Consider the following 26,223-nt stretch of genomic DNA (forward strand, 5'->3'; position numbering starts at 1 on the left):
CTGGTTGGGGCCGCGGCCGGCACCGGTGGTTCAGGTACCGGCCGCGGGGGTCTTACTTGAGGAGGTCCTCGATCTGCTTCTTGGCGTCTGCGAGCAGCGTTGCGGAGTCACCGCCGGCCACGGCCTTCTGCAGCATCGGGACCAGGACGGTGTCCACGATCTGCTGCCACTTCTCCGTGGCCGGGCGGGTGGCGGTGGCCTCGCCGTTCAGGGTCTCGATCAGCGGACCGAAGCTTTCGTAGCCTTCCTTGTCCTGGTACTCCTCAAAGGCGGAGATCCGCGAGGCCAGGCCCAGGCTGGATTCGATGCCCATGCTGTTGTGGTCATAGGCGCACTGGACGAACTTCTTGGCGGCCTCCGTGTTCTTGGTGGCCTTGGGAACCGTAAGGTACCAGGGGCCGGGGACGCCGCCGATGCCGGCGGAACCGGCGATCATGGGGGCGGTTCCCACCTTTCCGGCAACGGGTGAATCCTTGGGGATCTGCCGGTAGGCGTGGGCCCAGAAGCGGGTCATGGCGGTCTGGCCCTGGTTGAAAAGATTCTGGGCTGCGGCCCAATCCACCTGCGCCGCGCCGGCGGGTGCGGACTTGGTGAGGCTGACGTAGAAGTCCAGCGCTTCCTTGTGGGCGTCGTTGTCGATGACAACGTTGTTGTTCTCGTCCAGGATCATCGGCCCGCCGGCCTGCAGAACGTGGGCGAGCCATTCGGTTTCCACGCCGCCCTTGACGTCCGTGCCGTACATGCCGTCCCTGGTGAAGAACTCGGAGATGTCCTGGTACTGCTTCCAGGTGGTGGGGGCAGCGAGTTCATAGCCGTACTTGGCCTGGAAATCGGCCTTGTTCTTGGCGTCTTCGAAGAGGTCTTTGCGGTAGAGGATGATCTCGGCGTTGGTCCACGCGGGCAGGCCGATGAAGTGCCCGTCCACGTTCGCTTCCTTGACGAGGGAGGGGAAGATGTCCTTCTTGGCCTCGTCGGTGAAAATTTCGTCGATGGGCTGGAGGGCGTCCTTGAAGCTGGGCAGCCAGACGGAGTCCAGCGCTGCGACATCGAAGGAGACGGCGCCGGAGGAGAATTCGCTGGAGAGCCGGTTGAACATGCCGTCGTAGGGCAGTTCCACGAAGTTGACGTCTACGCCGGCGTCCTTCTTGCACTGTTCGGCAACGCCGGTCAGCTCGGCGTGGCCGCCGGCCTCCACCAGGACGTTGACTGTGTTGGTGCCGGCCGTTCCTGACGTGCTGGCGGCGGGGCCTCCGGCGCCGCACGCGGAGGCGGCCAGTGCGACGGCGGTGCAGATGCCGCCGATGGCGAGCCTGCTGATGTATTTACGAGTGGACATCTCTGTCGACTCACTTTCTCTCGAACGGAAAGGATGAGACTGATCAGGGTGAAAAATCGTTTTGCCAAAACGACTTGGCACATACGTTAGATCCGCCGTCATGCACGTGTCAAGCGTCACTTTGAAGTGTTTTTACTCTTGACGGCTCGCGTATACCGGCATTAGCGTCAGGCTCGGACCAGCTTGAAGAATCGTTTTGGCAAATTTGGCAAATGGCTGGCCTGCTGCGATGGCCGGTCGTCCTCCGCCCTGGGCATCCTCAGGGGATGTGCGAACCATCCAGCGCTGCGGACCCAGGTTCATCTGCCTGCCGAATGTCACGGTCCTACACCCGGTCATGGACGCTTTGAGGGCGGTTGAGGAGGCACTTTAGGGAGCCGGGGGCTCCCTTCTCACACCCGGCAAAGACGAGTAGGATTTAGTCCTACTCACCCAATTGGAGCGATCATGCGAACAACACGGCAACTAAGCATCACCCTTCCCAACGAGATGGCCGACGCCTTGCGTCAGCGCGTTACTTCGGGCGCCTACGCAAGTGAGAGCGAAGTTATCCGTGATGGTTTGCGCACGTTGTTCGCGCGTGACCAGGTGCTTGAGTCGTGGCTTCGCGAGGAGGTTGTCAGTGCTTATGACGCACTTGCGGCCGATCCCTCCGCTGTGGTGAGCGCCGACGAAGTGCGTGCGCGGCTTTCGGCGAAGCATGACAAGCATCAGTGAATCACTACCGGCTTGTATTCCGGCAGGAAGCACTGCTACAGCTTGAGGAGCTTTACGATTTCATCGCCGATGCCGGGTCTCCCGCCACCGCGGCCGGCTTCACTGAATCGGTAGTCGCCTTCTGTGAAGGTCTTGCCGATTTTCCTTACCGTGGTTTGGCGAGGGAAGACCTCCGTCCTGGGCTGAGGACGATCGGCTTCAGGAAGCGCGTCGTGATCGCCTATGCCATTTTGAATGAAACCGTGGCGATCGTCGGCATCTTCTACGGTGGGCGCGACCACGAGCAGCTGCTTAGCGACCCTCACTTGGATCGTTGACGTCAGGCCGTCATCTGGGGGTGATAGACGGGGCGCTGCAGGGCTTTGTGGGCGGACTCCCGGCAGCGAAGGACAGCTTACGACGGCGGCGCGCGGCCGCCGTCGTACTAATCACCTTCCAATTCCCAGCGTGAGTTTTTGTCCAGATATGCCGACTTCTTAAGCCTGCAACCCTGCGTATCTGGACAAAAACTCCAGATGAGGAGCGACGCACATGCTCGCCCTCGACGCGCAAAATGGATGGCGCGGCCCATATGCGGGTAGCGCCACCGTCTCTGCTCGTCGGTAAAACGTATGCGCCTCGAAAACGAATGCTACGGGGTCCCAGCTAAACCGACATCGAGTGAGAGAGGGTTTCGGGAAAACCGACGTTAAGTGAGAGAGCGTCGGATGGGGTGGCTAGAGGTCGGCGAGTAGGGCGGTGGGGTTTTCTATTGCGTCGGCTACGAAGCGGAGGAAGCCTGCTGCGGTGCCGCCGTCGCAGACGCGGTGGTCGAAGGTCAGGGTGAGCTCGGTGACCTTTCGGACGGCCAGCTCTCCGTTGACCACCCAGGGCTTGTCGATGATCCGGCCCACGCCCAGGATGGCCACCTCGGGGTGGTTGATGATCGCCGCGGACCCGTCCACGCCGAACACCCCATAGTTATTGAGCGTGAACGTGCCGCTGCCCAGTTCCGTGGGGGTCGCCTTGCCCTGGCGTGCGACGTCGGTGAGCCGGCGGATCTCGGCGTCCAGTTCGCGGGCGGTCAGCTTTTCGGCGGCGCGGACGGACGGGACCACCAGGCCGCGGTCGGTCTGGGCGGCGATGCCGAGGTTGACCCCATCAAACGAGACGATCTCCTGCGAACCGTCCTCCGCGGTTTCGATGCGCGTGTTCAGTTCCGGGTACTTTTTTAGCCCGGCTGTGACAAAACGCGCGATGAACGCGAGCAGGCCGGGCACCTGGTCACTGCCGGACTTGAGCCCTTCACGCAACTCCATCAGCCCGGTGGCGTCCACATCCACCCAGACTGTCGCCTCGGGGATCTCCGAGCGACTGCGGGCCATGTTGGTGGCAACAACCTTCCGCACGCCCTTGACCGGGGTCCGGGCAGCGATCGCCAGACCGGTGCGGGCATCCACACCCTGGGTTTCGGACTGACGCGGTTCGACGGGGGCAGCCACAGGGGCAGGCTCAGCAACCGGCCGGGGCTCAGCAACGGCGCGTTCCTCCACCGCCGGGGTGCTGATGGCGGCTTCCACGTCGCGCCGCATGATCAGGCCGCCCTCGCCGGAACCGGGGATCCCGCCGAGGTCCACGCCGTGCTCGCGGGCCATGCGCCGGACCAGCGGTGAGATGACAGCGCCGAGCCGGCCGGGGACCCGGGTGCGCAGGAGCGAAAGGTCCACGTCGGCACTCGCCGCCGCGCCGCCGTCGGCCGCCCCGTCCTCCAGCGGGAGGGTGCTGACGGAGCCAGCCGACGAGGCCTTCCGTGCCCGGGTGCGCCGGGCAACACCGTGGCCGCCCGGAGTCCCGTACCCGATGAGCACGTTTCCGGACCCGGCCTTCTCCTCTTCCCGGTACGCCTCCGCCTCGGCCTGGGCAGGGGTGCCGGCGGGCTCGTCCAAGGCTTCACACAGTTCGGTTTCGGCAGGCTCGGTCTCCGGCTCAGCGGGGGCGGCAGCATCCGCGGCAGGCCCGCCAACAGAAACAGGCGTCACCGAAATCAGCGGCTTCCCCACATCCAGCGTCTCGCCCGGCTGCCCGTGCAGCTCCGCCACGATCCCGGCGTAGGGGGACGGCACCTCCACGGTAGACTTGGCGGTCTCCACCTCGGCGATGGGCTGGTCCACGGAGATCGTGTCCCCCACGGCAACGTGCCAGGACACCAGTTCGGCTTCGGTGAGGCCTTCGCCCAGGTCCGGCAACAAAAACACGCGTGTTTCACTCATGGTCAGTTCTCCCACTGAAGGTCGTCAACGGCGTCGAGGATGCGGTCCACGCCGGGCAGGTAGTACTTCTCAAGCTTGGGCGCCGGGTAGGGGATGTCGAACCCGGTGACGCGGCGGATGGGGGCGGCCAGGTGGTGGAAGCAGCGCTCCTGGACCCGGGCCACAATCTCGGAGGACACGGACGCGAAGCCGTGGGCCTCGGCGATCACCACGGCCCGGCCGGTCTTCCGCACGGACTCGCTCACCGTCGCGTCGTCGAACGGCACAAGGGTGCGCACGTCGATGACTTCCAGCGAGCGCCCCTCCAGCGCGGCGGCCTCGGCGGCGGCGAGCGCGGTGGGGACGGACGGGCCGTAGGCGATCAGCGTGGCGTCGGTGCCGGGGCGGGCGACGGCGGCACGCCCCTCGGAGGACTGCCCCGCCGAAGCAGCAGCTGAGTGGGCATTCCGCAACTCGGCAAGGTCCACCTGGTCCTTGGACCAGTAGAGCTTCTTGGGTTCCATGAACATCACGGGATCGTCCGAGTCGATGGCCTCGCGGAGCATCCGGTACCCGTCCGCCACGGTGGCGGGGGTGAACACCTTCAGGCCGGCGGTGTGGGCGTAGTAGGACTCGGAGGAATCGCAGTGGTGCTCCACTCCCCCGATGCCGCCGCCGTAGGGAACCCGGATCACCATGGGCAGCTTCACGGCGCCCTTGGTGCGGTTGTGCATCTTGGCCACGTGGCTGACGATCTGCTCGAACGCCGGGTAGGCGAACGCGTCGAACTGCATCTCGATCACCGGGCGCATGCCGTTGATGGCCATGCCCACGGCCATGCCCACAATGCCGGACTCGGCCAGCGGGGTGTCGAAGCAGCGCTGCTCGCCGAACGTGGCGGTGAGCCCGTCGGTGATGCGGAAGACGCCGCCGAGCTGGCCCACGTCCTCGCCGAACACCAGGACGGAGGGGTCGGCGTGCATGGCGTCGGCCAGCGCGGTGTTCAGGGCTTTGGCCATGGTGACCGGCTGCGGACCGGTGGCTTCCGCGGTGGCTGCGGCGGAGGCGGCTGCCCGGGCGGTGGCGGCAGAAACGTTGCCGTTGGCCTCGGAGGAAGTGGTGATGGTGGGGCTCACTTGGCGGCCTCCTGTGATGCGGGGTTCTGGGATGCTGCTGCGTCGCGGGCGAGTTCGTCGGCGAGCAGGGCGGACTGTTCCTTCAGCTGGGGCGTGGTCTTTTCGAACACGTGGCGGAAGAGTTCCTGCGGCTCCACGGGCACGTCCTCGCTGAGCCCGTCGCGCAGCTGCGTGGCAACCGCCTCCGCCTTCTCGCGGATCCGCGCCTCGCCGTCGTCGTCCAGCAGGCCGCGGTCCGTCAGGTAGGTCCGCATCCTGTTCACGGGGTCCTTGGCCCGCCACTCGGCAACCTCGCTGTTCTGGCGGTAGCGCGTGTCGTCGTCGGCATTGGTGTGGGCCTGCATGCGGTAGGTGTTGGCCTCCACCAGCAGGGGGCCGGAGCCTTCCCTGGCGAGTTTCACGGCCCGGTCCAGGACGGCGAGGAGGGCGACGACGTCGTTGCCGTCCACGCGTTCGCCGGCCATGCCGTAGCCCACCGCCTTGTGCGCGAGCGACGGCGCCACGGACTGGTGCGCCAGCGGCACCGAGATGGCGTACTTGTTGTTCTGGACGAAGAAGATGACGGGCAAATGGAAGACGGCGGCAAAGTTCAGGGCCTCGTGGAAGTCGCCCTCGGACGTGGCACCGTCGCCGCACATGGCCAGCACAACGGTGTCCTCGCCGCGGAGCTTGGCGGCGTGGGCCACGCCCACGGCGTGCAGCAGCTGGGTGGTGAGCGGGGTGCACTGGATGCCCACCTTGTGCTGGAGGGGATCGAACCCGCCGTGCCAGTCGCCGCGGAAGATGGTCATCACCTGCACGGGGTCCACGCCGCGGGTCATCACGGCGACGGCGTCGCGGTAGGTGGGGAACATCCAGTCGCCTTGGGAGAGGCACAGGGCGGCGGCCACCTGGCAGGCCTCCTGGCCGTGGCTGGAGGGGTACACGGCCATGCGGCCCTGCCGGACCAGGGCGGAGTTCTGGTCATTGACGCGGCGTCCGACGACGAGCTGCTCGTACGCTGCCAGCAGTTCCTCATCGCCGGGCAGGGGGTATTCGTGGCCGGGTTCGGTGCCCTGCTCACCTTCAGGCTTAAGCCGGCCGTCCGGGTCCACCATCTCGATCTGGTGCCGGGCGGGGAGCATGTAGTCCTCGGCGGTGATGCCGAACTTCTTGGCGGCCTCGGAGAGGGCGTCCTCGGCGGGAGCCTGGCCGGTTGTGTCCGGGTGCGCGGTGTGGTCTGCGGAGATCGTCATTGTTCCGTCCTTCTGTTGCCACTATTCCTTCCCAGTATCGTCCTGTGGCCGGTTTCGTATCCACCACCTGACGGAATCGTGGAGAAGCTGCTGGATATCCGCATTTATGGGAGACAAATTGTAAGTGTGAGCTGGATTACTGACCGGGCGCGTAGACAAATTGGCGGCCGCGGATGCGGGGAGGGAACCGTTTTGCGTCGACAACTAGGGGGTCATGCGGTAACCGACGCCGTGCACCGTTTCGACCCACCGGGGCCGCCTTGAGCTGTCCCCGAGCCGCTTGCGGAGACTGCTGAGCTGAACCTCCACCGCACGCTCTTCCCCCGCGCTGACAAAGGAGTCAGTGCTGTAGGGCTCATTCCGGAGCCGCCTCACCAGATCAGCCTTGGTCTGGACCGTCCGTCCGTTCTCCATAAGGACCAGGAGGATGTCGAACTGACTGCGGGTCAGGGCGACGGGGGCACCATCAATCACTACGCGGCGGGTACCCTCATGCAGGTTCAGCCCCCGGTGGGCAAAGTCGAAACGGTCCGCCGGCAAAGTCGTCGCGTCGCCCGCCCCCAACGGGGCAGGACCGTAGTGATGCCCAGCGCCGTCATAACGGAGGCTTCTCGGCCGGCGGAACATTGCCCTGGCGCGCGCCCGGAGTTCCCTGGGGCGGACAGGTTTAGTGAGATAGTCATCGGCCCCTGCTTCAAATGCCATGAGCGCATCCGCTTCGTCTACCCGGGCGCTCACGATCATGACGTAGGCGTCGCTAAAGGTCCTGATCCGCCGGGACGCTTCAAAGCCATCGAAATCCCGCAGCCCGCTGTCAATCACCACAATGTCCGGGGTATGCTCCCGCACGCTCTCCAGACCGTCGGAGCCTGATGCGGCTGCGTGAACGGAGAAGCCGGACCGCCGGAGAGCCTCAGCCAGCGCCAAACGGATATCGCCATCGTCCTCGATCACCACCGCCACCCGGCGCTCCACCATCACTTCTCCCTCTGTCGAGAAGCCCCAGGTTAAAGAGCCGGATGGAAGTTGCTGCTGCCGGCGGCCGGGGCCGCCCGCGCATCAAGGTCAGCAGTAATCCGGGGCTGCACTTTGAACTCTTTCGTTGTGCATTCGGCGCAGTGCGTGTCACGGCTGGGTTTCGTCGGCGTCAGCTGTTGACGAAGCCCTTCATCCAGGTCTTCAGGTCCTCGCCGAACTCCACCCGCTCTGACGCGAGGGTGATAACGGCCTTGAGGTAGCTGAGCTTGTCACCGGTATCGAACCGGCGGCCCTTGAACACCACACCGTATACGCCGGAACCTTCACCTTCCCCGGCGGCCAGGGTCTGCAGCGCATCGGTCAGCTGGATCTCATTGCCACGGCCCGGCTCGGTCTCCTCCAGGATCCCGAACACGGCCGGGTGCAGCACGTACCGGCCGATCACGGCCAGGTTGGACGGCGCATCCCCCACCGCGGGCTTCTCCACCAGGCTGTTGACCCGGACATAGTCCTCACCCTCCACCGCTGTGATGTCCGCGCAGCCGTACGCGCTGATCTGCGCCGGATCCACCTCAATCAGGGCGATCACCGAACCGCCGGTCTTCTGCTGCACCTCCATCATGGTGGTCAACAGGTCCTCGGCCTCATCAATGAGGTCATCACCCAACAGCACAGCAAACGGCTCATCCCCCACGTGCTGCGCCGCGCACAGCACCGCATGGCCCAGGCCCTTGGCCTCACCCTGGCGGACATAGTGGATGGGACCCAGCTCCGAGGCGTACTGCACCGACTCCAGCCTGTCCTTGTCCCCCTTGAGCTCCAGCGCACGCTCCAGGCCCGGCTCCCGGTCAAAGTGGTCCTCCAGGGAACGCTTGTTCCGCCCCGTCAGCAGGTCCGTGAGGCCGGACTTGACGGCTTCCTCCACCACGTACTGGATGGCCGGCCGGTCTACCACCGGCAACATTTCCTTCGGCATTGCCTTGGTGGCGGGCAGGAAGCGAGTCCCCAATCCGGCAGCAGGAATGACGGCTTTGGTTATTGCTTTCCCCGTCGTCATAGCTGAACCTTACAAATGGTGGCATCAAAATGGGAAATCGAACGTCGTTTATCAGGAACTGACAACTTTCACATCAGTAACATTCTCCATTCACCTAACTAACGACTTCAGGTGAATTACCTGCTCACTGAGACATCGATCACCCAAGTGGCTGCATAACCACCGCTTCGACTGAACTCATTTCTCGCTTCCAAGCTTTGGAGCTGTGCGGTGACGTCGCTCACAAGCCCCTGAACTGGGGTGATGCTCAGCACGAGGCGCAGCGCGACAAATCTGAGGAAATCTTGAGAAAGTCGCTTAATTTGACGGAGCCTTGCGTATATCGAAGGAAAATTCTGAGAACTCACCTGTTCAATTGGTTGTACCGGGAAGGCAGGTAATGCTGCTGCGAGAAATAGAGTACCCGCTACTCGTGTATTGGCCATGATTTCCCGTTTCTAATTAGGTTGTTAGATTTCGGTCCCTCGCGGGGCCGGCGCCAGCCGGAGTCGACGGCGGAAGCCAGCCCCCTGAGACCAGGCTGGTCCCCCAGTCCGCCGTCGACTCCTTTTACCCGTCCGCCCATCGAGTTCCGCCCTTAATAGCACCGTCCACCGCCTGCCGCGTCCTCATCATCGAAGAGGGACCGGCGGGCTTCTTCATGCCCGCATGCAACCCGCTCAGCGGCTTGGCCGGGCTTCTCAACCCAGCTCCACCGAGCGCACCAGCTTGTCCTAGAGGAAAGAACACATCTTTTGAAGTCCTTGTTGCACGATTCGTACACCCGTCAGATGTCCATGGTCATTGTCGTAGGACTTGTGCTGTCGGCTCTTGTACCCGGTGTCGTTCAGCTCTTTCCCGACGGCGCGGACCTTCCCGTGGTTGCAGCAGCTGCGCTGCCCTTCCTGCTGGCCCTGGCCCTGATCGTCAGGCCCGGCATCGCCGCGCCGAACCGCAGCGGGGATGCCCAGGCACCTGAGCGGCTGGGGGCCGCTCTTCTCCTGTACCTCTCCCCCGTACTCCTGCTGAACATCGTGTACCCACTGGTCAGCCCTTCCATGGCTGCCGTGAACGTGGATGGAGTGCCGCTGACGCTGGTGGTGCTGGCCTCCTCCATCACCGTCCCCTGGATGGCCCAGGCAGCATGCCTGCCGATCTACCGGGTGCTCGGAGACCTCATGGCAGAGCGGAACCTCGAGGACATTACGCGGAGGTTTTGCCAGTTCTGGCCCATGATCTTTGTGCAGACCCTCCCCCTGATCGCGGTGTTCGCGGTGCCCATGTGGTTGGCGTCGGGATGGTCCGCCACGGTGATGCTCGATTATGCAGTCCTCTGTGTCCTGCATCTGCTCTTTGTCCAGTCACTGGTACTGGCCAACGTGGCAAACCGCCGTGGCCTGTGGGCCATCGCCTGGTCAGGCTATGCAGCTGCGCTCTTCATCGCTCCTACCGTGTGGTGGCTTCCGCCCCTGGTCGGAACTGTTACACAGCTCATAGCCATGCGTTCGGGCCTTCGCCATCTGGGCTTTTCCCAGCGCCTCAGCATGCGGGTGTTCAGCCTTGACCTGGTCCGCGGGCTCCTCATGGGAGCAGTCCTGTGGGCTGACAAGTTCGCCCTGTTCCTGGTCACCAAAGGCGACTTCCAAGTGGTCGCAGTGTTCGCTGCCATGCTGCCGGCGGTCATTGCCTACAACTTCTACTTCGTCCATCTTGCGCCGTCCGTGGACAGGGCTCTCAACGGCCTGCATCGGGACATCGCCGAAGCGCCCATCAGCTCGCTCAAGGGAAGTTCCCGGCGGCTGACCCGCGTTGTGGACCGATCGGTAGTGCTCACCGGCGCGATTGCAGCCCTGCTGACACTGTCGGTGTCCCTGGTCATGGCAGGTGTTGATCCCCTGCACACGCTGCTGGCGGTGGCGGCTGCCGCCGCATCGTGGGGATTCATGGTCCTGACCCTGCTGAGTTATGAACTGGATTTCATCGGCGAAAAGGCCACGCCCCAGATCCTCGGAGGAGTTCACCTGGCGGTCTGTGTACTCGCGTTCGCGGCCGGCGGACTGTTTGGCCCCCTCACCGGTGCAGCCGGAAGTTACCTGTTGTTGGGGGCGGTGGACGCCGTCCTGATCGCCGTCGCCTGGATGCTTTACAAGCATCACTGGAGCCAGCCGGAATACACGCTCTTCTGGCGCCACGCCACCACCTGGTAACCCGCCGCCTGCCTATCCCGGCGGAGACTCTCCGCCCCATCAACGCCATACGCCTAAACGTTCAGAATGCCTAAGGGGAAAACTTTGTACTCGATCGCAAGAAGCCGGACCAAGCAGCCAAAGGCCCTGCCGCCATTGGCGGCTGCCCCCACCGAGGCGGCTCCCAAGCCGGTGTACGACGACGTCGATGTAGCCATCGTGATGGAGTCCACCTACCCGTACCTCAAGGGAGGGGTCTCGGCAGTAGTTCACGACATCGTCACCCACAACCCTGACCTGAGCTACGGCATCATCCACATCACCTGGGATTCAGATGCACCGCTGACCGACCTGTACGGGATGCCCTCCAACGTGCGCTGGGTCCGCACGGTATTCCTCAGCATGGAAGAACACCGGGAGGACTTCCTCGCCGTATCGGTCAAAGACCTGGGCATGACGCCACTGCAGCGTGAGGAACTTTCCCACCGGCTCTTTGACGCCCTCTACGCGCTGTCCGAACACGGTGACGTTGACGGCCTGTGGGAACTGATCGACGAAGGCCTGAACGAGCGCACCCGCCGGTACCCCCTGTGGGCCCTGCTCGGGTCAAGGGAATTCATGCAAACCCTGCAGGACCGCATGCCCCAGCTGAACCTCTCCCTGGCGAACTCGTTCTGGACACTGCGCAACTTCTTCTCCCTTGCCTTCGCCGTTCTCGGTGAAACCATGCCCCGCGCCAGCGTCTACCACGCCCACACCACTGGCTATGCTTCGTTGCTCGGGGCAGCAGCAGCACGGGACCATGACACCTCATTCCTGCTGACCGAGCACAACCTCTACGTCCGCGACACCGTCAACACCCTGCTGGACCGCAACATGGCGCTGTCCATCACCGCAGACGATTACCGGACGTTCGACGTGACCGCTGAACAGCGTGCATGGATGGCCTGGTGGACGGAAATGGGCCGGTTCTGCTACCCCAGCGCACGGCTCATCACCTATCTCTACCCGAGTGCCATCACTGAGGCAGCGCGGCTGGGGACCGACATCGACAAGTCAGTTGTGGTGCCCAATGGCATGGTCATTGAAGAGTTCGACGAAAAGTACCGCGCCCGCCAACATGCCCTGGCCACAATGGAGCAGGAAGGCGCGGACTACGTCTGGCACCTTGTGTACATCGCCCGGGTAGTCCCCATCAAGGGTCTCCTGGATCTGCTGTCCAGCATGGACATTTTGCGGGACCGCGGGTACCCCAACCTGCACCTGGACGTCCTGGGCCCCACCGAACACGTCCCCGAATACTTCGAAGCCTGCCTCGCGAAGATCGACGCCCTGGGCCTCCACGACCACGTCACCATCCACGGGACAGTCCACGTCCGCGAGATGCTTGACCAGTTCGACCTCCTGGTCCTTCCCAGCTACAACGAAGGCCAGCCAATCGTCATCCTCGAGGCCATGGCCGCCGGCATCCCCACTGTTGGCTCCGACGTGGGAGGCGTGGCGCAGCAGATTGCCGATGACCTCATCACTACGGACGGACGGACCATAGGTCCGTGCGGTGAAACCGTCACCCCGGGCGACGTTCAACAGATGGCTGACGGCATCCAGGCCGTCATCGGCAACCTGGATTCCTACGCCGCCTATGCTGCCAACGCCCGCAAGCGGGTCCAGGAACTGTTCCAGATGCACGAGGTCATGTCCTCGTACAACCAGATCTACCGTGCCCTGGGCGATCTTCCGATTGTCGGGGACATGGTTCAGTTCCCAGAAGATGAACTGGCTCCGGCAGAGCTGTGAGCGGTGTTGGCGCGTGGATCCGATACGGCGATCCAATCACCCCGGAGCAGACGGCGTTCGCGGCCGAGCATTACCGCGCCGCCATCCTGCAGCCCTGGGAACTGGACGCGGCAGCTGAGCTTAAGCGGCGCCGCCCGGACATGACAGTCCTTTGCTACAAGTGCCTGTCCTCAACCCGGGATTATGAGCCCGGGCCGGTCTTCAGCTCAGGGGTGTCATACAAGGAGGCGGAGGACCAGGGCGGGAACTGGTTCGCCGCCCGGCTGGACGGTTCCCGCATTGAGTGGAACGGCTACGGCGGGCACTGGCAGATGAACGTGCAGGACCCCGGGTACCGTGCACGCTGGGTCCAGAATGTCACTGCGGAACTGGCGGACTCGCCCTTTGACGGTGTGATGGCTGACAACGACGTGTTCGAGGACTACTACCAGCTGAACCTGCCCATCCGGGAAGCCTCCTCGATGGCTGACCTGCGGGGCGGGCTTGACCTCCTGGTGCACGCCGCCGGCCAGTCCCTGAACCACGTTCACAAGATCCTGGTGCCCAACATCGCCGAATCACGGCGGCTCCCCGGCCGCTGGGCCTCCCACGCAGCCTACGGGGGCGGGTTCGAGGAAGTCTGGCTGGGCTACGGGCCGGAGAACCTTTTTGATCCCAACACTGCCGAGGCACAGCTTCCCCAAGCGGAAGGCCCGGGCCTGTCCATCCTGCGCGTACCCACCGACGGGAATGACAACCATCCCAACTTCACGTACGGGCTGGCGGCTTTCTGGATCTTCAGCGGCGGCCGGGGTTCCTTCTCGGCCACCGCGCACGACGACTACAGCCGCACGCAGCACATCCCCGCACTCGATTGGGCGCTGGGCAACCCCAAAGAACAACCGAAGGGCCGCCACCACGTCTGGTCCAGGGAGTTCAGCGACGGATGGGCTGCTGTGAATTTCAACAACGACGGCCGCCGCAGGCGCCGGATCAAGGTGCCGTCCGGCCTGGTGGACGCAGCAGGAAACCCGGCCCCATCATCCCTGGTCCTGCCTGCACAGCGGGGCGTCATCTATCAGCGAGGGCAGAACCATTAAGATACTCATCACCGGCGGCTGCGGGTACATCGGATCGCACACAATCCTCGGTTTGCTCGAGGCCGGACACGACATCACGGTCATTGATAACCTCAGCAACTCCTCCTCCGAGTCACTGCTGCGGGTGGAGAGACTCGCGGGACGGGACGTTACGTTTGTCGAGGGGGACATCGCTGATACCTCTTGCCTGGAGAAGATCTTCAGCCAGGGGGGTATTGAGGCGGTGATCCACTTTGCCGGCTACAAGGCCGTGGGAGAGTCAGTCAGCCAGCCCCTGCGCTACTTCCGCAACAACGTCACCGGAACACTGAACCTCCTGGAGACCATGGACGCCCATGGCGTCCGGAACCTGGTGTTCAGCTCGTCGGCCACTGTCTATGGGGCGAACCCTGACATGCCGTTGAGGGAAGACCTTCCGCTGAGGGCTACGAATCCCTATGGCCGGACCAAACAGCACATCGAAGAGATCCTGACGGATCTGCAGGCCGCTGACGAGCGGTGGCGGATAGCGCTCCTGCGCTACTTCAACCCTGTGGGGGCCCACCCCTCCGGGCTCATCGGGGAAGACCCGCAGGGTCCGCCCAACAATCTCTTCCCTTTCGTCACCCAGGTAGCCGTGGGCCGCCGGGACAAAGTCAGTGTTTTCGGCAACGACTATCCCACTCCTGATGGAACAGGAGTGCGCGACTACATCCATGTCATGGACCTCGCCGCAGGCCACGCCGCGGCGTTGAACTACCTGGCCGACCACCGGGGGCTGCACACGTGGAACCTGGGAACCGGCCAGGGCTACTCGGTCCTGGACATCATCCATGCTTTTGAAACTGCGTCGGGCACCACCATCCCCTACGAGGTCGTGGACCGGCGTCCGGGAGACGCCCCCGTCAGCCTGGCTGACCCGTCCAGGGCGTTCCACCATCTCGGCTGGAAAGCGTCAGAGACCCTGGAGAGCATGTGCGCAGACTCCTGGCGCTGGCAGCACAACAACCCCGACGGGTACCGGACCAGCACACGACCTGCATGAGGGGGCCCGACGGCGGCCGGCGAGTTCCGCCGTCGGGCCTTCAGGGAGCGGGGAGGTACTTGCGCCCCAAGGTCAGCCAGCCCGGTTTGGTCTGGTCCTGGGATGCGTTGGCGAAGCGCAGGGGCATTCCGTTTGCGAGCGGGTTAACGGCGCGCACCACGAGGGTGTAGGTGCCGGGGGCCAGCCCGCTGACGCTCACAGGGGACTTCCACTGGACCGACATCCCGGGCTTCACGGCGGTGAGCTTCCACGACGTTCCCCATGTCCGGACCATGTTTCCTGCACTGTCCAGAGCGGCGATCTGTATAGGCCAGTCGTAATAGAAAGGAGCCACCCCCACGTTGCTGACCATCACACTGACGTCGCTCTGCCCGGCCACGGTTCCGCGGGTGATGGCGAAGGAGGTCGCGTGGAACCGGTAGCCCAGGGACTGGGCGGCCGCGGTGGCGTTGCTGAGCGACTGTCCCGTGTATCCGGGGCTGAAGCCGTGCTGGTTCAGGAGCCAAGAGGCGTGGGTGGCTTGCACGCTGTCCGTGAATTTGTTGTCGGCACCGCTTTCCACCACGGGGCAGAGCATGGGAGTGTCAAAAATGCAGTGCTGGATTTCGGGCCTGAGTTCTCCGCCCACTGGCTGGGTGAGCCATTTCTGGGTGGCGCCGGCCTGCGCCATTTTGTCCATGAAATGCCACCCGGTCCCCGCCAATGTGCTCACGGCGAAGGAGTCGTCGTGGTAGCCCACGTTCAGGTTGCTGTTGGCGGCGTCCGGGTACCTGACCTGGAGCTTGGTTTTGGTGAAGGCCTTCGTGTAGGCCTTCAACACGCGCTGCTGGGAGGCTGGCGATGCGAGCCAGTTCTCGGCGGACGCCCACCCGTCATGAGGGTAGGTATGCCATTCGCCCCAGAAGCCCAGGAGGCCCATCTGGATGAACCCGATCCGCGGATCGCCGTTGTAGCGGGACCCCAGGGCTGCAATGAAACCATCCAGGGCTTCCAGCAGGCGTGGGTCCTCGTAATTTGGGGAGACACTCGCACCACCGTTGCCGTGGTCCGTATAGGTGCGGGTGGCAAGTCCCGAGGCCAGCAGGTACTCGGGAATGCCAGAGGCCTTGCCGGGGTAATCAAGGTAGAACCTGAAAACTGCCTGGTGACCGCGTGCGGAGATGGCGTTCAACTGCGAGTCAAAACTGGCCCAGTCATACGTTCCGGGGCCTACCACAACAGAGTTCACCGGGACGTAGAACCACTCCATGGAGTGCGGCACCTTGGTATAACTGCCTGCGTACGGAACGAAACCCTCCAAGGGATTACTCGCTGGAACGGGACCGGCCGCCAGGGAAACCCACTCCCCCGGTGCGTCCGCCGCTTCGGCTGCGGGAATGGTGGACGCGGACGGGACTATCAGCAACAGCACCGCTGCAAAGCAGGAGACAAATGCGTCAGTAAAAAGCCGTCCGCGTCGCTTGCTCCCCAGCAGGCAATACCTCAATGTATTCAATTGCACTTCCCCCTGAGACACGGTGCCAAGCACCAATGAGACCAAGCAGTGACAAACACCGGTGAGACCAGGACGTACCACGCCACCACCCCTGGCGGCACTGCAACCTCAGCACGTGGGACTGATCATAAGGCTTGAAACAGGAATGTCCTCAAGAAAGCACAAATCTTTTTTCAGAATTTCGGGGCACGGATCAGCCCCGGCCCAAGGGAAGGAAATATGAGCCATCAACAAATCCGGCAGGATGAGCGGGGAGCCCCAATGAAGAGGGCCGTCGCGGCCCGCCCCGCGGACGCCGCCCGGCTCGTTGACCGGTCAGTCCTCGACCGGCTGGGAAAAGAACTGGACGACGACGGCGAGGGGTACACGAAGACCTTTGTCGCCAACTTCATCACGTGCCTGCCTGGCAGGATCGAACGGCTGCGGCTGGCGCTGACAACCGGAGATCTGGAAGCAGCCGTGGACGCAGTGTTAAGCCTGAAAACGTCCAGCCAGATGGTGGGTGCAGAGCGGCTGGCTCTCCTAGTCATGGATCTGGAAGCGGAAATGCGCGGTGGCGCTTCGCGCTCAGACACGATGGCACTGCCCAAGCTGGCAGCGGCATTCTTAAGTCCCATCGCCCGGTGTGGCAGCCAGACGGTGCACATCCTGGATCAATGGTCGCGGGCGGGATCCGTGAACCGGAGGTAGACACCCCTGATCGCGCTACGTGCCGAAAGACCCTAGACCCCTCTTGTGTGCGTGGACCACACTCGGAGGACCCGCAGGGCACGGAGGGGACGCATGCAGTCCTGAGGCTTCCTGGCCGCAGCGGGCACCGGCGATATTCCATACACAGCGAAATTACACAGGTGGGGCGTCTGTAATGAACATTGAGAAGTTGTGGGACCGGCTTGAGCCTGGAACGCGGCAATGGCTGGTGGACAATCCCGGGTGCAGGATCCTTCCCCGGACCGTGGTGGCCGCCATCGCGAAGGCCACGGGGGAAGAGCTGGAGCAGGACCGGCACGGTGAAACTGTCCTCTCCCCCAGCGACTGCGAGTTCATCCGCACCGCCTCCCGTCTTCAGGACGCCAGCAGCCACAAGTCCCCGTAACCACGGCCCAAGTCAGCCTACGCATCAGTGGTAAGGACACGGTGCTGGGCCTGCGTTCTGTTCGCCAGAGTTCCGTCCCGCTGCTAGAGCAGCGTTCCCGCGAGGAAGGCTACGTAGCACGCAGCGGCCGTGATCGCGATGCCGTCACGGGTCCGCTTGGGTGCATCCAGGGCAACCAGGACGCCCACGACGGCCAGGAGCGCCCAGCAGACCGGATGCCCCCAGCGGATGGCAAGTTCCTGCACTCCGGAGGTTTGCGCGGCCTTGTCCGGCACGATGACAGTCCACACGACTGCCATGCCGGCTGCCGCCACAGCCCCCGCCAGGCCGAGCGCCTTTCGGTGGCTCCGCGCCCATTTGGACAGCATCGGCCGCAGAGGACCGCCCTCCCGGCGCTGCCTACCCCTCATGCTCCGGACACCCCCTTCTGGCTGCCCCGCGTCCGCAGCCGCCACGCCCACATAGTATCTCCGCAGCGTTTCTGGCGTGACCTAGGGTGGCACCCGTGCCGAAAGACCCTTGACCCTTTCCTTGCGCGGGGACCACACTCGGAGGACGCGCAGGGCACACATGCAGTCCTGCGCTTCCTGGCCGCAGCGGGCACCGCGGTTTTCCATACAAAACGAAATTTCAAAGGTGGGGACGTCTGTCTGAACGTTGAGAAGTTGTGGGACCGGCTTGAGCCTGGAACGCGGCAATGGCTGGTGGACAATCCCGGGTGCAGGATCCTCCCCGGACCGTGGTGACAGCCATCGCGAAGGCCACGGGAGAGGAACTGGAGCAGGACAGGCACGGCGAAACTGCCCTCTCCCCCAGCGACTGCGAGTTCCTCCGCACCGCCTCTCGGCTTCAGGAGGCCAACAGCCACTAGTCCCTGTAACTACGGCTTCGGCCGGGCTTTCGCATCCGGCATCCTCTAAAACGGCAACGATACTGGGCGGTTCTGCCTACACTGAAGACGAGTTATAAGTGTGGCAGATTACTGACGGGGGCCGTGGGCGCAGTGGCAGCCAAGGATGCCGGGACGGAACCCGTCCCGCTGGATGAGATCGACCGCAGGATCATTGCGGAGCTGACCCGGGACGGCCGGATGTCCGTGACGCAGGTAGCGGAGAACGTCCACATCTCCCGGGCGCATGCCTATACGCGCATTGCGAGGCTGACGGGCGAGGGCGTGCTGTCCAAGTTCACGGCATTGGTGGACCCGATCAAAGCAGGGCTGCGGTCCTCCGCCTACGTGACGTTGAAGCTGAAGCAAGACGCCTGGCGGGAGCTCCGGGACCAGCTGGGCGCCATCCCCGAGGTGCACCACGTGGCCCTGGTGGGCGGCGACTTCGACGTGATCCTGCTGGTCCGCGCCGTGGACAACATCGACCTGCGCCGGGTGATCTTCGACCAGCTGCAGACCATGCCGGGCGTGCTGGATACCCAGACGTTCCTGGTGTTCGAAGACCTGGATACGCGCTAGGTCAGTGGCAGGCTTTTGTCGAATGAGTCCTGCTGCCATTGCCAGCGCAGGAACACCCAAGGTCGAAAGCGGGTACCCCGAATTCGTACAGGACCTAGCGGGCAGTGCGGTGACGAAGGAAGCTGGCAGACCACTTATATATGGCGGCGAAAGGGCTGCCGACAACCATAGCGCGGCTGCGGCTGGGTCCAAAGACAGTAACCTTCACTGCTCTCTCATCTTTGTTGATCAGGGCGATGAGATCTTGAATATCTTCGTCTGTGGGCCGCGAACGCTTGCGCTGTAGCCGTCGGCCATAGTTTCCTCGCTCCATGCCCAGAGCCTAGGAAACATAGTCTCCCGGGCACACGAGTGCTTACTACTCTAATATCTCCCCCGAGACTACTTACTCCTGCCACAGAAGTTGGGATAGAGAGCACCCGGCTACCTACAGCGAAGAACGACTTACCGATACCCGTCCACAATTGCAGCAGCAATCTCCTTGTAGGCGCGGCGAGTCTCAGGCTTTAGTACATCGAGTGTCACTAGGTCGCCGTCGGCCACACCGCGGTCGTGCGGGACAGCGATAAGCTCTCGGCAGATGCCGGCCAGGTGCTCCTCAATAGCGTCCTTGTCAACGCGCGAAGAAACCTCGTCTTTGTCCGTGATCACCACAATTGCGTTTCGGGCCAGATCCTCGTATCCATGGCTGGCGAGCCACTGCAGGGTGCTGCGGGCACGCTTGGCTCCGCTGACTGCGTAGCCAGCGGCGATGACTAGGTTGTCCGCTGACTGCAGGATCCCGCTCATGGCGTTGTGGGTGACGCCGGTGCCGCAGTCGGTGAGCGCTACCGAGTAATAAGCGGAGATAAGCTTGCGGATCCGCAGATATTCCTCCGCGGTCAGCGAGTCGGAAACTTCCGGATCCTGCTCACCCGCGATGAGGTGCAACCGGCCAGCGTGGTGCATGTAGCGGGCCAGAGCGGTGAGGGAGTCAATCGACTCAATGTTCCGGAGCAAGTCCGTGATCGTGCGCGGACTGGACTGCTGGTAGATGCCCTCCCCTAGGGCGCGTTCCACCAGGTCTCCGGAGTCGGGGTTAGCGTCGATGGCGCAGGGCGCATCGCCGCGGTACTCGGCCAGCGTCAGGCCTACGCCCACGGTCGTGGACGTCTTTCCGATACCGCCTTTGAGGCTCAGAACAGCGGTGTTGTAACTCCCCTGCAGCTGCCGAGAGATGCGGCGGCCCAGCTCTTCCTCCTGGCGCTGCTTCGGGCCTGGGCCGAGGTTCCAGACGCCGCCTGTCACCTTGTATACCGCACCCCGGATGCCGCCTCTCGGCCGAGGTTTCTGTTCCTTCACAAACAGTCCAGGTGAACTAACGAAGTCCGGCATAGGATTTTCAGCGATGGTATCTGCAACTGTGGGCCGGGCCCGGCGGAAAGCCGGCATCTCAATACCAGTCGCACCCGTGACGGCGTTGATGGTGTCCGCGCCCGCCTGCTGCGCCGATGCCGGGAGCCGGGTGGGTGCGGGCACTTGAGTCACCGGACTTGCTGCGTCGGCAGCCGCAGCAGCCTCCGCCCAAGATGTCCGTCGCGTCAGGGACGCGCCTGGTTCAGATTGGCCGGAGGAGCTGGGCGTAACTACTGGCATGGTTCCTGTCCGGGCATCCGTCAGCTCATCGTTACCGCGACGAAGGTCACGGCGTCGGCGCCGCTGCGGCTGCCCTGCATCCTCTGCGTGGGCGCGTGCGTTCTGATCCGCCGGATCGGGCATGTCTGTCCCCCAAAACGTTCGGCAAACTTTTTTTGCAGCACTGGTTCAAACAGCAAGTCTAGGGCGTCTCGCCGTACAGTCGGATCAGACGCGAGTCAACGCTGCTGTTGAATTTCTACCCTGAAATGCCAGATTGCCTGAAAGCTTGAGCTAGAACAGGCCCCAGTTCTTCACTAAACGCTCCAGTAAGGTGACCAGCATCAGCGAAGATAGCCCTGTTTCCAGCGAAGGCAGGGCAAACGTCTTGGAAGCAGAACCACGGCTTGGTATCAATGAAGACTGCGTCGTGGTCAGCTGCTGCGGCTGACTCCGCCGCTTTCAGCGTCTCCCAGTCAGCTGGTACTGGCGCCGAGCAATCTGAGGGTTTCGACAACGGCGTAAAGCATTCCTGCAAGTTTTTTGCTCCCGGGGGCGTCATCAGAGAAACAACCTTCGATGACTCGGGCAACGAGCCCAAAGCGCTGGAGTAGGCCGCGGTCCACTCGGCCTGGGCGGCCGGTCCGCTGGCCTTGCTCACGAGGCGCCTTATCGAGAGGGCGGAGTCAGAAATGATAACTAGGTCCGGGCTCAATTCGTTGACCCTCTCTGCAGCCCATTCCTTATGCGCAGTGCAGGCGGCGTATGGAGTGGTGCTGCTCATATTGGCAAAAACTTCGGTTCGCGCAAACGGGCAGCCCTGTTTCGTGATCGCCTGAACTCGATACCCGTTTGGCTCTAGCGCTCCTATAACTGCTGGCAGCCAGCTCGTGGCTATCGAATCCCCAAGGACAACGGCAGTCTTTTGTGAGTCGAGCACCCCGTAAACGCAGCTATCGATGTTCCCGGGGGTGACATCAAGACACCCGTTCTCCGTCCATTGGGGGACCCGCTGGTCCGCCATATTCGCTATCGCAGGTTCAAAATCAGGCCAATCCGTTGCAGCAAGAGCGGCCTGTATACGCACTGCGAGTTGTCCTGTTGGAGTCGTATCTTCCGCGCTTGTGTCCGCTAGCGGTGCCGGAGCGGCTGTTACGGCCGAGGTCGATGGGTTGCTGACAACCGCGGCTGAAGTCGTAGCTAGCGTGAGAACCGCAAGGAAGCTTAGAGCAGTCATTTTGTACTTCTGGTTTATCGGCTGCCTGTTCTGCATTCGCCTGCCCCCGCCGGTCAGCCACTCAGACTTCCTGACGGGATCTTCGATCAAGTGGTATGCGTAAGCCGAAACGGTAAATATGACCACGCTGACGATCGCATAGAACGCGACTCCCCGGTCTAAAGCAAGTGATTCAGCGAAGATGATGACCGGGAAATGCCATAAGTACAGCGAGTAGGAGATGTCTCCGAGGTAGCGGCTGACTGAGTTGGTAAATGGTTGGAGCCCAGGATGCTCGGACGTTCCGGTCCCGGCGAATATAAAGAGTGCGGCGGACAGAACTGGCAGCAGACCTGTGGGCGCGGGGAAGACTGAGCTGCTCGTAATCAGGAACAGCGAGGCAATCATGCCTGCCGTCCCCGCCCAAGCCAGGAAGGGCCGCGCAGCGAATGGTATCCGGCTTGCCCAGGGGGCCAGGAACGCAAGTAGCGCCCCGACCCCCAGTTCCCATGCGCGGGAAACTGTTGAGAAGTAGGCCAGCGTGGGCGAGCTGGTGGATTCGTGCATGGCCCAGGCAAACGATGCGACACATATTATGGCAATGCCCAACGCACCCAGGGTCCGGGCGCTGCCCTGCCGCCCTGTCTTGACGGCCAACATCAAGGTTCCGAGCAGTACCCACGGCCAGACGAAGTAAAACTGCTCTTCCACTGCAAGAGACCAGAAGTGCTGCAATGGCGACACTGGCCCAGCGGACTGGAAGTAGTCCGTTCCGGCTGCCGCAAAGTTCCAGTTCGCTGAAAAGAACAGTGCAGAGATTGCGTCTGTAGTCGTGGACAGGAAGCGCCCTTGGCCGAAGAAGAGGGATGCGGCCGCGACGGTAACCAGGAGGGTCAGCGTGGACGCGGGGAGGATGCGCTTGATGCGTCGGCGGTAGAAGCCGGCAAATGAAATGTGCCCGGTCTTGCCGTGCTCACGCAGAAGGCTTGCGGTGATGACGAAGCCGGAGATCACGAAGAAGATGTCCACGCCTACGAACCCGCCAGACGGCCAGCCCAGCATGTGGTCGAGAATCACCACAACGACGGCGAAAGCGCGGAGACCCTGAATGTCAGGCCGGAGCGATCCCTTACTTCCGGACTTTTTGAGCGCACGCTTGCGCAGGGCGGTGAGCACCATAATTCCCCCATTTAGAGACCGAGACTAGCCTTATCCTATCGGCCCCTGCAGGGCCAATAGGAACGGTTATGTTTCCGGCCGGGACTAGCGAGTCAGAGTGAGGATCTTTCACCAGTGTTGCGAGCACTTCGTGGCGAAATGAGTCGTCCCCGGACGCTGGATCGCCATGCACGCGAACAACTTCGGTCTGCCCAATGCGATGACTTCCTTCGCGTCGCTCGGACGGGGCCCGATACGGTAGATCTACATGCGCCTTCCATAGGTGGTGGCGCGGAGACGGCGCTCCCCGCCCAGAAGACGATGCCGGGAATCGCCGACTGGCTGACTAAGCAGCCCCCACGCTCCCAGGAGAAGAAGCCAGAAATAGCCCTGCTGGAGTGCGGCGGAAGTCATCGAGAAACCGATGAGGACAGCCAGTACTCCAACAGTGGCCGCGTCTCGGCGGCGAACCACGGCAAGGACGATTACAGACGCAATGGCGGCGACGATTAGCATCGCAGCAAGGCCTAGGCCTAGCCCGCCTTGGAACCACGTTCGTAGCAGCAGGTTGTGTGTGAGAGTGATGTGATCGTAAGTAGCGCCCGAGGCGGAGTCCAAGCCGCGCCCGAAGATTGGGTCTGCTCGGATACCCTCCCATGCGTAGGCGTAGGTGTTCTGACGGATGTCCAAGGTGCTCTTGTCACTGGTCTGCCCAGTCACCTGGGCGAATCGTCTCGCTGGGCTCCGGATTAGTCCAGCCCTATCGAGCTGGTCCATGAGCCAAAGTGCGGCGGTGGCGACAATGGCCAAGAGGAGTGGAACGCGGAGAGAAATCCGGGCCGCCAGCATGAAAAGGATTACACCCACTCCGCAGGCGATGAGCGCGCTGACACTGCCGGAAGCAAAAAGTGCCCCGATGTTAAGGACAAGGCCCGTCAGTAGCGGCAAGTTCCGCCTTTCGGTCTTGAACAATAGATAGAGGAAGATCACGACCGCTACGCCGGCAAGTAGACCGAGTATATTCGGGTGGCTGGCTAGTCCGGACGCTCTACCGTTGACCGCCTTGAAGCCCAGGGTGGTCACCCCTGCCGCCTGTGCGAGGCCCGCCGTCGCCGAAACGGACTGACCTATTAGAAAAGCACCCACGGCTTTTCCTGACAGCCCGTCAACTTCAGCCAGCCACCGCGCTACGAACGGGGCAACCGCTATGAAGATCAGGACCTGCACCCCGATAATCAGGTGCCCTCGCATGGAGTCAGCGGCCCCCGACGAGGTGACCACTCCTATGACTGCAAGATAAGCCGCCAAGATCCACAGAATGTAGCCCACAGGTTTGCGTCCCCGTCCAGCAGCCGCGCAGCCGAGGATCATCGCGAAGACAAGACTGGTCCAAGCCGCGGATGCCCATGCAGGCATCGCCTCTGAAAAGGGCAGCAGGAAAAAGATCACTACGACCAAAGCGTGCAGCAGTTTCACCGTGCGAGGGCGCCGTTCTCTAGAAGATGCACGCGGCGCTCATCTAGCACCACGTATTCAGACGAAGCCCACTCTATGCGCAGCATACCTCTCAGTATGGCGGAGCAGATGGAGCCGGTTGCAAGAAGTGATTTCCCCATGCGCCAATGATAATCGGCGGCTGAAGTCGCCGCCTCCGCGACATCTATCGGGAAGGGAAAACGAACAATACATCGATAAATCGCAATCTCCGCAACCTCACAAAGAGTACACCTAAAGCCACAGCCGTTATCGGTAAAATAATGCTGTGCACCAGTGAATTATCAAGACCGATTCGAGCAAGGACGTTGAAGATCACCATCAGGAAGACGTAATGGGTCGTGTAGAAGACTATGGACTGGCGACCAGCTAGTCCGATTATGGCACCTGGCTTAGTCGTGGAAAGTGCCTTGGCAAGTAGTAGGAGGACGAAGACTGCAGCAGCTACACAGGGAGCCCACCAAACGTGATGACGAACCTCAATTCCCAATGCAGACGCTAACGATGCTCCAACTGCCAATGCGGCAGATGCCCAGATGAAGGCTGGCATGGATACCACGTGTTCGAGGGTTTGCCAATTTCGCATTACGAAATCTCCTAAGAAGAAGAATGCGAGCAGGTAAAGCATCTGACTCCAATTGCCGTCCTGTATAAAGAAGGCACCGACTAATGCGACAGGAATCGCCCACTGGCGAACTCTTGGCGGGGCAATTAGCGCAACAATATAGAAAATCAAAAGGTAAGCGAGATACCAGGGATAACTCGGAGGGTCGTAAAAGATCCGGCTAGAATCTCCCAAGGCGGTGGCCTTACCCGTTAGCCCGGCGGTTGCCGCTAAAAGGCTCAGCAAGACAGTCGACCAAGGAGGTAGGGCCACCCAATCACAAACAGCTTCCCTCGAAGGTAGGCCCCTACTGGCTTCCTAAGGGAACGTGGTAACAACATGCCAGACATAAGCATGAGAGTTGGCATCCGGAAAGGCGCCACCGCATCGTTGAATATGGCGAATATAGGCTCGTACCCAGGCAGATTCCCGCTAATCTGACTCTCAGTGTGAAAGAGGATCACCAGCAGTACGGCCGCTCCCCTCATCACGTCCATCCACTGCATTCGCTTCTTTGCGCTGATTTGCGTGGGAGCACTGAGTGTGCTGGCCATGGTTCCCCCAATATTCTTTGACCTGAGACTCGGCATATCTTACATTGCATCGTCGGGGCGATGAGACCTGCCAAGTTCGCACTCGATGAATTCTACCTATTGCTCGGTCTCGATAAGCGTTAGTAACCCATCCCAGTTAGGCGTGGTTGGTCTATTTGATCCAGAGGTGCCGGTGGCCGCCCGTCGCGACTATGTACCGAGGTTGCAATTGGTAAGTTGCGGAAATCAAGGCGATTTTGCGGATGGCTTTAATGAGGTCATTGGTCGCTTCGGCGGCAGTATCCTTAGCGGCGCCGTTCGTGTTGAAGCAGGCCAGGATCGCTGCCTCCCCCCTGTTTGAGTGTCGAGCCGAGGCGCGCGACTGCGGGGATCGGGCAGGTTAGGAGTAACGCAGAGCCTTCTTTCGTGGGTTCCCTGCCGCACTCTGGCCGGCCGCGGTAGATGTCACGAAGCCCTGGCAGCACGGGCAGTTGAGGGCGATTCCGTGGTCGGGGTGCCTCAGGGCGCGTTGGGGATCGAGCCGGGTGGATTATTTGTCGGTGAGATGTTTCGGATCAAACTGCGGGCTCAAACAGAATCCAGTAAATTGCATCTCCTTTGCAGCTATATTGCACCGAGAGTGTCACGCTGGACCCGGCTGCGGACCTCGTCGGCCATGCCTGAGCCGCGTGTCACAACTTGGAGGGAGTCCAGAACGATGATGACTTCGGGCAGCTCGTGGCTGATCGCATTGACGAAGCCGTGTAAGGGAACCAGCGCCGAGGTCTTAAAG

Annotated in this window: 23 protein-coding genes; 10 read left to right on the top strand and 13 right to left on the bottom strand. The window is 62.4% G+C overall.

Annotated elements, in window-relative coordinates:
• Nucleotides 1-52: 52 nt before the first annotated feature.
• Nucleotides 53-1,336 (bottom strand): ABC transporter substrate-binding protein, encoded by a 1,284-nt coding sequence (locus HTS88_RS17695; RefSeq protein WP_174180671.1) that lies wholly within the window; start codon nt 1,334-1,336, stop codon nt 53-55.
• A 447-nt stretch (nt 1,337-1,783) separates the two neighbouring features.
• On the opposite strand from HTS88_RS17695, the gene HTS88_RS17700 reads away from it, so the two are divergent.
• Together HTS88_RS17700 and HTS88_RS17705 are read left to right on the top strand one after the other, a co-directional pair.
• Nucleotides 1,784-2,053 (top strand): ribbon-helix-helix domain-containing protein, encoded by a 270-nt coding sequence (locus HTS88_RS17700; RefSeq protein WP_174180673.1) that lies wholly within the window; start codon nt 1,784-1,786, stop codon nt 2,051-2,053.
• Nucleotides 2,050-2,370, top strand: a complete 321-nt coding sequence (locus tag HTS88_RS17705; RefSeq protein WP_174180676.1) for a type II toxin-antitoxin system RelE/ParE family toxin — start codon at nt 2,050-2,052, stop codon at nt 2,368-2,370. Before HTS88_RS17700 ends, HTS88_RS17705 begins: the two co-directional genes overlap by 4 nt.
• A gap of 399 nt (nt 2,371-2,769) precedes the next feature.
• Here the strand turns inward: HTS88_RS17705 and HTS88_RS17710 are convergent, their stop codons facing one another.
• The 5 genes from HTS88_RS17710 to galU form a co-directional block, all read right to left on the bottom strand.
• Nucleotides 2,770-4,302, bottom strand: coding sequence for a dihydrolipoamide acetyltransferase family protein (locus tag HTS88_RS17710; protein WP_174180678.1), 1,533 nt, complete (start codon nt 4,300-4,302; stop codon nt 2,770-2,772).
• Nucleotides 4,303-4,304: 2 nt separating this feature from the next.
• On the bottom strand, nt 4,305-5,417 hold the full coding sequence (locus tag HTS88_RS17715; RefSeq protein WP_174180680.1) for a transketolase C-terminal domain-containing protein: 1,113 nt from the start codon (nt 5,415-5,417) through the stop codon (nt 4,305-4,307).
• Nucleotides 5,414-6,652, bottom strand: a complete 1,239-nt coding sequence (pdhA, locus tag HTS88_RS17720; protein ID WP_174180682.1) for a pyruvate dehydrogenase (acetyl-transferring) E1 component subunit alpha — start codon at nt 6,650-6,652, stop codon at nt 5,414-5,416. The genes HTS88_RS17715 and pdhA overlap by 4 nt, the downstream gene beginning before the upstream one ends.
• Before the next feature lie 204 nt (nt 6,653-6,856).
• Nucleotides 6,857-7,630 carry a response regulator transcription factor gene (locus HTS88_RS17725; protein ID WP_174180684.1) on the bottom strand — a complete coding sequence of 258 codons (774 nt, stop codon included), beginning with the start codon at nt 7,628-7,630 and terminating at the stop codon, nt 6,857-6,859.
• Nucleotides 7,631-7,799: 169 nt separating this feature from the next.
• Entirely contained in the window at nt 7,800-8,687 is an 888-nt protein-coding gene (gene galU / locus HTS88_RS17730; RefSeq protein WP_174180686.1) for a UTP--glucose-1-phosphate uridylyltransferase GalU, read from the bottom strand.
• 770 nt (nt 8,688-9,457) lie between these two features.
• Here galU and HTS88_RS17735 point away from each other — a divergent pair.
• The 4 genes from HTS88_RS17735 to galE all read left to right on the top strand — a co-directional run bounded on the left by HTS88_RS17735 (nt 9,458) and on the right by galE (nt 14,752).
• A complete protein-coding gene (locus HTS88_RS17735) occupies nt 9,458-10,873 on the top strand; it encodes a hypothetical protein (protein ID WP_174180688.1) in 1,416 nt (471 codons plus the stop codon).
• A gap of 66 nt (nt 10,874-10,939) precedes the next feature.
• Entirely contained in the window at nt 10,940-12,649 is a 1,710-nt protein-coding gene (gene pelF / locus HTS88_RS17740) for a GT4 family glycosyltransferase PelF (protein WP_217432700.1), read from the top strand.
• Nucleotides 12,646-13,728: a putative glycoside hydrolase gene (locus tag HTS88_RS17745; protein WP_174180690.1), complete on the top strand. Its 1,083-nt coding sequence runs from the start codon at nt 12,646-12,648 to the stop codon at nt 13,726-13,728. The genes pelF and HTS88_RS17745 overlap by 4 nt, the downstream gene beginning before the upstream one ends.
• Entirely contained in the window at nt 13,724-14,752 is a 1,029-nt protein-coding gene (gene galE, locus HTS88_RS17750; RefSeq protein ID WP_174180716.1) for a UDP-glucose 4-epimerase GalE, read from the top strand. The genes HTS88_RS17745 and galE overlap by 5 nt, the downstream gene beginning before the upstream one ends.
• Before the next feature lie 40 nt (nt 14,753-14,792).
• Here galE and HTS88_RS17755 read toward each other — a convergent pair whose 3' ends face one another.
• Entirely contained in the window at nt 14,793-16,163 is a 1,371-nt protein-coding gene (locus tag HTS88_RS17755) for a DUF4832 domain-containing protein (RefSeq protein ID WP_343045009.1), read from the bottom strand.
• Nucleotides 16,164-16,466: 303 nt separating this feature from the next.
• On the opposite strand from HTS88_RS17755, the gene HTS88_RS17760 reads away from it, so the two are divergent.
• Complete coding sequence (locus tag HTS88_RS17760) at nt 16,467-16,937, top strand: Hpt domain-containing protein (protein WP_343045010.1); 471 nt, start codon at nt 16,467-16,469, stop codon at nt 16,935-16,937.
• 175 nt (nt 16,938-17,112) lie between these two features.
• On the top strand, nt 17,113-17,343 hold the full coding sequence (locus HTS88_RS17765; protein WP_174180692.1) for a hypothetical protein: 231 nt from the start codon (nt 17,113-17,115) through the stop codon (nt 17,341-17,343).
• A gap of 83 nt (nt 17,344-17,426) precedes the next feature.
• Here the strand turns inward: HTS88_RS17765 and HTS88_RS17770 are convergent, their stop codons facing one another.
• Nucleotides 17,427-17,753, bottom strand: coding sequence for a hypothetical protein (locus HTS88_RS17770; protein ID WP_217432706.1), 327 nt, complete (start codon nt 17,751-17,753; stop codon nt 17,427-17,429).
• Nucleotides 17,754-18,040: 287 nt separating this feature from the next.
• Between HTS88_RS17770 and HTS88_RS17775 the strand changes: the two genes are divergently transcribed.
• Nucleotides 18,041-18,214 carry a hypothetical protein gene (locus HTS88_RS17775; protein WP_246256418.1) on the top strand — a complete coding sequence of 58 codons (174 nt, stop codon included), beginning with the start codon at nt 18,041-18,043 and terminating at the stop codon, nt 18,212-18,214.
• A 132-nt stretch (nt 18,215-18,346) separates the two neighbouring features.
• Nucleotides 18,347-18,811 carry an Lrp/AsnC ligand binding domain-containing protein gene (locus HTS88_RS17780; RefSeq protein WP_174180722.1) on the top strand — a complete coding sequence of 155 codons (465 nt, stop codon included), beginning with the start codon at nt 18,347-18,349 and terminating at the stop codon, nt 18,809-18,811.
• 444 nt (nt 18,812-19,255) lie between these two features.
• Here HTS88_RS17780 and HTS88_RS22505 read toward each other — a convergent pair whose 3' ends face one another.
• From HTS88_RS22505 to HTS88_RS22510, 5 genes are all read right to left on the bottom strand, one after another.
• Complete coding sequence (locus tag HTS88_RS22505; RefSeq protein WP_174180696.1) at nt 19,256-20,569, bottom strand: MinD/ParA family ATP-binding protein; 1,314 nt, start codon at nt 20,567-20,569, stop codon at nt 19,256-19,258.
• 115 nt (nt 20,570-20,684) lie between these two features.
• Nucleotides 20,685-22,820 carry an acyltransferase family protein gene (locus tag HTS88_RS17790; RefSeq protein ID WP_174180698.1) on the bottom strand — a complete coding sequence of 712 codons (2,136 nt, stop codon included), beginning with the start codon at nt 22,818-22,820 and terminating at the stop codon, nt 20,685-20,687.
• Nucleotides 22,821-23,063: 243 nt separating this feature from the next.
• Nucleotides 23,064-24,248 (bottom strand): O-antigen ligase family protein, encoded by a 1,185-nt coding sequence (locus HTS88_RS17795; RefSeq protein ID WP_343045012.1) that lies wholly within the window; start codon nt 24,246-24,248, stop codon nt 23,064-23,066.
• A gap of 211 nt (nt 24,249-24,459) precedes the next feature.
• A complete protein-coding gene (locus tag HTS88_RS17800) occupies nt 24,460-25,092 on the bottom strand; it encodes an acyltransferase family protein (RefSeq protein WP_174180702.1) in 633 nt (210 codons plus the stop codon).
• A 44-nt stretch (nt 25,093-25,136) separates the two neighbouring features.
• Complete coding sequence (locus tag HTS88_RS22510) at nt 25,137-25,487, bottom strand: acyltransferase family protein (protein WP_425515568.1); 351 nt, start codon at nt 25,485-25,487, stop codon at nt 25,137-25,139.
• Nucleotides 25,488-26,223 lie beyond the last annotated feature (736 nt).

This window comes from Pseudarthrobacter oxydans, from assembly GCF_013314975.1.
Lineage (GTDB): Bacteria > Actinomycetota > Actinomycetes > Actinomycetales > Micrococcaceae > Arthrobacter > Arthrobacter oxydans.